Annotated in this window: 5 protein-coding genes and 1 tRNA gene; 2 read left to right on the top strand and 4 right to left on the bottom strand. The window is 46.0% G+C overall.

Translation table 11 applies throughout. The features are described 5' to 3' along the window. Positions 1–4 precede the first annotated feature (4 nt). The 4 genes from HGO26_RS19720 to rsgA form a co-directional block, all read right to left on the bottom strand. Positions 5–3,208 carry a mechanosensitive ion channel domain-containing protein gene (locus HGO26_RS19720; protein WP_168827376.1) on the bottom strand — a complete coding sequence of 1,068 codons (3,204 nt, stop codon included), beginning with the start codon at positions 3,206–3,208 and terminating at the stop codon, positions 5–7. 68 nt (positions 3,209–3,276) lie between these two features. Beyond that, positions 3,277–4,158, bottom strand: coding sequence for a DMT family transporter (locus HGO26_RS19725; RefSeq protein WP_168827370.1), 882 nt, complete (start codon positions 4,156–4,158; stop codon positions 3,277–3,279). Between the two features lie 6 nt (positions 4,159–4,164). Then, positions 4,165–5,043, bottom strand: coding sequence for an archaetidylserine decarboxylase (gene asd / locus HGO26_RS19730; protein WP_028761759.1), 879 nt, complete (start codon positions 5,041–5,043; stop codon positions 4,165–4,167). 62 nt (positions 5,044–5,105) lie between these two features. Further along, positions 5,106–6,170, bottom strand: a complete 1,065-nt coding sequence (rsgA, locus tag HGO26_RS19735; RefSeq protein WP_105250279.1) for a small ribosomal subunit biogenesis GTPase RsgA — start codon at positions 6,168–6,170, stop codon at positions 5,106–5,108. Positions 6,171–6,282: 112 nt separating this feature from the next. Here rsgA and orn point away from each other — a divergent pair, with 112 nt between their 5' ends. After that, positions 6,283–6,828 (top strand): oligoribonuclease, encoded by a 546-nt coding sequence (gene orn, locus HGO26_RS19740; protein WP_006080044.1) that lies wholly within the window; start codon positions 6,283–6,285, stop codon positions 6,826–6,828. A gap of 110 nt (positions 6,829–6,938) precedes the next feature. Then, positions 6,939–7,014, top strand: a tRNA-Gly gene (locus tag HGO26_RS19745). Position 7,015: the final 1 nt, after the last annotated feature.

The following is a 7,015-nucleotide window of genomic DNA, read 5'->3' on the forward strand; positions in this document are numbered from 1 at the left end:
CCTATTAGCTTCTAATAATGCCTTGTTGCTCGCGATTTTGACCATTCTTAATATGGATTTCCATCTGCGGGTAGGCGAGTTCGAGATTGTTTTCTTTGAGTTTTTTAGTCACTCGTTTATGTAAATCATGGCGCAGTGGCCAGCGTGCCGACATATCTTTCGCATAGGCGCGCACTTCATAATCTTGGGTATGTTTACCAAAGCCGGCAAACCAGACTTCAGGTTCTGGGCTGGCAAGTGCATCTTCACACTCTTGCACCGCTTGATACAGGGTCGCTTCAACTTTGGCCGGGTCTGAATCCCGCGCCACCGACACATAAACAATGACCCGAGTAATAGGATCTGACAAGGACCAGTTGATCAGCTGCTCTGTGATAAAGGCCTTGTTCGGGATGATAATTTCCTTTCTATCCCAGTCAATAATGGTGGTCGCCCGAATTTGGATTTTACTGACTGTCCCTGTTAAATCACGAATTGTCACTGTGTCGCCAATCCGCACGGGTTTCTCAAACAAAATGATCAAACCTGAGATAAAGTTGGCGAAAATTTCTTGCAGACCAAAACCTAAACCGAGAGACAGTGCGGCAATCAGCCATTGCAACTTAGACCATTCCATCCCGAGATTAGAGAAGCCGATTAATAGTCCGAGGAAAACCACCAGATAACGACTGACGGTTGTGATCGCAAAACCTGTCCCGGGCGAGAGATCAAGCCTTTGCAGGATCATTAGCTCAAGTAGGCCGGGTAAATTGGTGGCAATCATTAACGAGAAACCTACCACTATCAGCCCAAACATCAGTGATTTCATGGTAATGGGCAATTGTTGCTCTAAGCCATTCACACTGGTATTGGTCGTCCACAGCGTAATGCCATCGAGGAAGGAAAACAGCGCCGTATGGGTTTGAGTCCACAGACCAATCAAACTGGCTAAAAAGGCCAATAACAAGAGTGAACGCACTAGGCCAAGGGATTGGCTCGAAATGGTTTCGAGATCGACCACGGGTTCTTCGTAGGTATCGAGTCCATCAACGGAAGGGTGATGTGTTTCGCCTTTTTCCCTTTGTGCTAAGCGCTCTGCACGTTTTGCCTTCGCGCGATCGAAGGCGATACGGCGGCGTTCGATTAACATCCATCGTTTGATCAATTGGTATAAGAGCAAGAAACCCAGACCCAGCACGATCGATAATTGCAGTTGTAACAGCATTTGGAAAGCGGTGAAGTAGTAACCCCTAAAGGCTAACACTGCGCTTAAAAGCGGCACAGAAATCAGTAAGGTCCAGAGCATTTTCTGAATGAGTTTTTTGTTTTTACCGTCTTTCTTGGCATCTGAGTTTTTACGGCTCAGGATTAAAATATCTTTGTATAACAAGAATAAAACGATACAGAAAATAATGAATGCGCCGCGGCCTATGCTATTACGCACCAGTGATGTGTCGAGCACTTCGGTAAAACCCATCAGACCCAATAATGGGCTAGCAATCAGCACAAAGTGTCTGAGCCGTGATTGTCCCGCTTGAATGAGTTTTGAGGGGCGTTTGAAATGGCCCACGAGTACGCCTTTGTCGAGTGTCAGAATAAAGATAAAGCGATATAAGAGATACACTAAACCAATCGCCAGTATGCCCATACCCACTGCTTGCACAAAATTGCGATCGGAATGATAGAAAATCAATCCCGCCATGATCACTGGGAAAGGTTTTATCAACGCATAGCTGATACTGCAGGCGAGCGCTTTGAGAGTGTAAATGAATTTATCTTGGGTCACATTGCCCACATAAGTAGTGTAATGATTTAGCAAGCGATTGAATTTAGGCGTGATCAAGTCTTGTACGACTAAACACAGTACCAGCAATATGATCCACCAAGACCAATAATCGTTTTGTTCATCCCAGGCTTTTCCCAGTTCATCCCACTGTGCTTGTTGCACAAGCCAAACCGTGCTGCGCTCAAGATCCGTAAGCCATAACTTACTGATACTTGCAGCGTTAGGCACCCAGAATAAATGTTCGTTAAGGGTATTTTTGAGGGTGAGATTCTGTTGGCTCAGTTGTTGGTAATTGACCTTCAGCTTGCCTAATTCACTTAAGTATTGGTCATAGCTTTTCATCAACTGCGAGATCAAACTCTGTTGCGAGTGTAAGAGCTTAATCTGCTGCTCATTGTATAAGCCGGGTTGTTCTAATTCTTGCTCATTGAGGGCTTGTTGCTGCTCTAAATGGTATCTGTCTAAGCGCGCATCGGCGATCAGCGTTTGCAGTTTTTCGTGATTCGGTGGTTTAGGCAGTGATTGCAACATCTGCAAAAAGCGCTCACCAAAGGCGGAGTTCATTTTGACCCAAGTGATCTGCTCTTGGATGTTTGCCAGTTGTTTGGCTTGGGATTGATATTGGGTTTCAGCCTGTTCCTGCTGTTCGACCACATTATTGATCTGCAAAGTTAACGTTTGCAGCTTTTGGCCGTAAATCTGGTTAGTGTCGGCAATATTACGGGTGATAGGATCGATGACTTTTTCGGTATTAACTAAGTTTTTGGCTAGGGTGGCATCCGTTTGTTGCTGACGTTGTTTATTGATTGCCTTATTGATGGTTTCGATCAAGGCTTCTTGCTGCACCAGTTGTTGGCGGACTAGCTGTAATTGTAATTGCGTCAGTTCAATGCGTTTTTGGCTGCTGGCAAGTTCTGCTTCATCGGTGGCAAGGCTTTGTTCAAAGAAGAGTCGTTGAGTTTGCTGTAACTCTCCCGTAGGGGTATCTAGCGGGGCGAGTTCTGCTTTTTTGTTTTGGGCGACTGTTTGCCTCGCGCTGGCGATAACGGTAGGTAAGTCATTGTGACGTAGTAATAAATCGTTAACTTGTCGGCCAAGGGTGGATTCGCTTTCTTTAAGTTCAGACAAGCGAATATAGGCCATGGAAGCCTGCTGGCTAAGATCAGTACCTTTTTCCAGAGATAAAGGCTTATAGGCGTCTTTCAGTGCTTGGTTAGTGCGCTTCTTATGTTGTTCAAAATCAATCTGCGCTTGTTGGAAACTGGCTGCGTTGGCGGCGAGTTTTTCTATGTTAATTTTTAGTTCGTTAATTTGTTCGTCAATGCTGAGATTTTGTTGCTGATCTTGCTTGTTCATGCCAAGACGTTTGTCCAACTGCAAAGGCGAATTGGCAAGTGCGGAAAATGTGAAAAAAGCAATAATGAACAATAAAATACGTGGCATATAGGCTAAAGACATTTAGGGGCGAAAGACGCTCCATATTAGCCAAATTGCGTTGAGATTGGTATGTTTCAGGCGTTCTTTTTTCGCCGCTGCGACTGGTGCGATTGATGGGTTTCGAAGATGGCGGTAGCGACTATGATAGTGCCACCAATTAAGGTGTTGAGATTGAGCTCTTCACCTAAAATAATCAGCGCTAACATGGCGCCATAAAAGGGCTGCAAGCAAGAGACTAGCCCAACCGTTTTGGCGCTCAGTTGCCTCAGCGCAGAAGTAAATAGCGCATGTGGCGCAGCGGTAAAGACAACGCCGAGTAAAATAATTAATCCCCACACTTCTAATGAGATACTGTCCAGTTCCGTTTGGTGCCAAGGCATCAGGAACACCACCGCGACCAAAGTTTGATAGAACATGGCATGGGGGCCGCTGTACTGGGAAAAGTAGCGTTTGTGCAATAAGTTACGGGTGGTGAACAAGATGGCAGACACTATGCCGATGGCAATGCCCAGCGTAGTGTCGTTACCTAAATTTGCCTCAGGGATCAGCAATATCACCCCAATAAGCACTAATACACCGCTGATCATATCGTGTAATTTTATCTTATTACCTGTCAGCAACGGCTCGGCAATCACTGTCATCACCGGATAGGTGAAAAACGCAATCATGCCAATGGCAACCGATGATAATTGCATGGCCGCAAAATAGGTCACCCAATGTAGGCTGACGATAACCCCAAGCCCGATTGCGACTAGATAATCTTGTTTGCTGGCCAGCGTTAAACGTTTGCGGCTGAATTTCACCAGCAAACCTAACACTGTGGCGGCGACGATACAGCGTAGGAAGGTGATGTCGAGGGCGCTGAGCGGGATTAATTTAGAAAACAAAGCTGTGCCGCCAAATAGCAGCACAGCCAGATGCAATTCAATTAATCCCGAAGGTTTAGCAGAACTCAAGAAAGCTTAATCTGCTTGCTTAACGTCTTTCAGGTTAGCGAAGGCTTGTCCCATACGTGTCACTGCTTCGGCTTCGACACCTTCAGCAAAGGTCGCGATAGCATCTTTAGCAAACAACATCACCACAGTACTGCCTAACTTGAAGCGACCCATTTCCTCACCCTTGTCTAAGGTGATGGCATCTGGGCCTTGGGTTGGATATTCCCAAGTGAAGACTTGCTTACCTGTCGGCGGCGTGACTGTGCCAGCCCATACGGTTTCAATACTGGCAACAATCGTTGCGCCAACCAATACCATGGCCAATGGACCTAATTCGGTTTCAAAAATCGCCACAACGCGTTCGTTACGGGCAAATAGACCGGGTACGTGTCTCGCCGTTAACGGATTCACCGAAAACAGTTCGCCAGGTACATAGGTCATTTTTGATAACGTGCCTTTAATCGGCATGTGGATACGGTGATAGTCTTTAGGCGCCAGATAGATAGTCGCAAAATCACCGCCTTCGAAGCGTTTAGCATCTTCGGCTTGATCGCCAAGCAAAGTTAACGATGAATAGTGATGACCCTTAGCTTGGAAGATGCGACCGTTTTTGATGGGGCCTAACTGACTTACCGCACCATCGACGGGATGTACCATGATATCGGCGTCCATGTCTAACGGACGAATACCGGGTTTAAGGGCGCGGGTAAAAAAAGCATTAAAGCTTTTATAGGCTTCTGGTTCGCTCTGCGCCGCTTCGCTCATGTCGATTTTATATTGTTTGATAAACCACTTGATGGCGGCAGTGGTTAAGGCGCCAGCTTCGGCTGCAGCGAGTTTACCCACTAAACGAGATAACAAGTGTTTTGGCAGCATGTACTGCAGCGCTATTTTGACTTTATCCAATTTCAATTCCTTTTCTTACTGCTCAATCTTTGCTGAGACTGTTGTTATTTATCAATAAGTCGTTATTCATCAGTGGCCGCACGGAAATGGCGGGCATGACGTTGTTCATCTAAGCTGGCGATAATTTTATGGTAATTATTAAAGCGATCTGCGCTGATCTTACCTTGGCTCAGGGCTTCTTGCAGTGCACAGCCGGGATCGTCACCGTGTTTACAATCGCGGAATTTACATGCGCCAAGATACTCGCGAAACTCGATAAAGCACCAGCCGACACGTTGTGCAGGAAGATGCCATAGGGCGAATTCGCGCACGCCCGGAGAGTCGATTAAATCGCCGCCACTAGGTAAGTGCAACAGCTTAGCAGTGGTAGTAGTGTGTTGACCTAAACCTGAGTTATCGGAAACATCGCCGATAATAAGCTCTGCATCGGGTAGTAATGCATTGATGATCGATGATTTACCCACACCAGATTGGCCGGCAAACACGCTGACTTTATCTTTGAGTATGCCTTTGATGGTATCGATACCATCGCCAAGCTTGCTGCTGACTTTATAAACCGGATAGCCAATGTCTTTGTAGCGCTGTAGCGCTTCGTCAATTGCCTGCGCTTCATCGGGATTGAGCAAGTCAATTTTATTCAAAATGATGATAGGCGGAATATCGGTATCTTCGGCAGCCACTAAATAACGGTCTATGATCTGGGTGGTAAAGCTGGGTAATACCGAGGAGACAATCAAAATCTGGTCGATATTCGAGGCGATAATTTTCACGCCATCGTATAAATCTGGGCGTGTAAGTGATGAGCGACGTGGATGAACGGCTTCAACAATACCTGCGATACCGCTATTGGCTTGGCTCTCAATGGCTAAGCGTACGATCACTTTATCGCCAGTCACTAAACTGGTGACGGCACGGCGAATATTACAGCGCACAATTTGGCCGCTTTCAGTTTCTATGTCGGCATGTTGGCCAAAACGTGAAATCACAGTACCGGGCTGTTCTTGCCCCAATGAACTATCCTGTAACTCTGGCGTATTTTTATCGCCACTGTCACGATTGAGTCGCTTCTCGTGATTAGCGCGCATACGGCGTAATTGACCTTGGCTTAGGGGTTTCTTTTTACTCACTGATTCGTCTTCGTCAATTAGGTGATTTTTTGTGTTGGAAAAAAGCAGTATGATACACACTCTTGAATAAAAAAGCCTGAATTTAGGCTAACTGACACGATAAGGCTGATTTATGACGGCAGATGTAAATAATCTCATTTGGATCGATTTGGAAATGACAGGGTTAGAGCCCGATGTCGACAGGATCATTGAAATTGCCACTTTAGTGACAGATCAAGAACTCAATATTATCGGTCAAGGTCCGGTTATCGCGATTCATCAGTCAGATGATGTGCTGGCCGCTATGGATGATTGGAATCAAAAGCACCATGGTGAGTCTGGGTTGATTGATCGCGTTCGTGCTAGCCAAGAAACCGAAGCGCAAGCCGTGGCCAAGACGATTGCCTTCTTAGAACAGTATGTTCCTAAGGGCGCCTCTCCAATGTGTGGTAACAGCATTGGTCAAGATAGACGCTTTTTAAATCGTTATATGCGCGAGTTGGAAGATTATTTCCACTACCGCAACGTGGATGTCAGTACGATTAAGGAGCTAGTGAAGCGTTGGAGTCCAGAAACTATGGCGGGCTTTAAGAAGCAAAATACTCACCAAGCCCTGCAGGATATCCAAGAGTCGATCGCTGAATTGCAGTATTATCGCAGCAAAGTATTTAAAATTTGACCGATCAGTAGATAAATATGCAAGAAGGGGTTGCAGCCGCATGAATTTTTCATATAATGCGGCCTCAACTTTTTGATGCGAACAGAGATGTGCGGTCATTTAGATTGAATGCGACATTAGCTCAGTTGGTAGAGCGATACCTTGCCAAGGTATAGGTCATCGGTTCGAACCCGATATGTCGCTCCAA

The sequence above is a fragment of the Shewanella oncorhynchi genome (assembly GCF_012584455.1).
In the GTDB taxonomy this organism is placed as follows: Bacteria; Pseudomonadota; Gammaproteobacteria; order Enterobacterales; family Shewanellaceae; genus Shewanella; species Shewanella oncorhynchi.

What these genes read in the sequence shown, in the direction of transcription:
- orn (WP_006080044.1), top strand. Translation starts at nt 6,283, where the DNA reads ATGACGGCAGATGTAAATAATCTCATTTGGATCGATTTGGAAATGACA.
- HGO26_RS19720 (WP_168827376.1), bottom strand. Translation starts at nt 3,208, where the DNA reads ATGCCACGTATTTTATTGTTCATTATTGCTTTTTTCACATTTTCCGCA.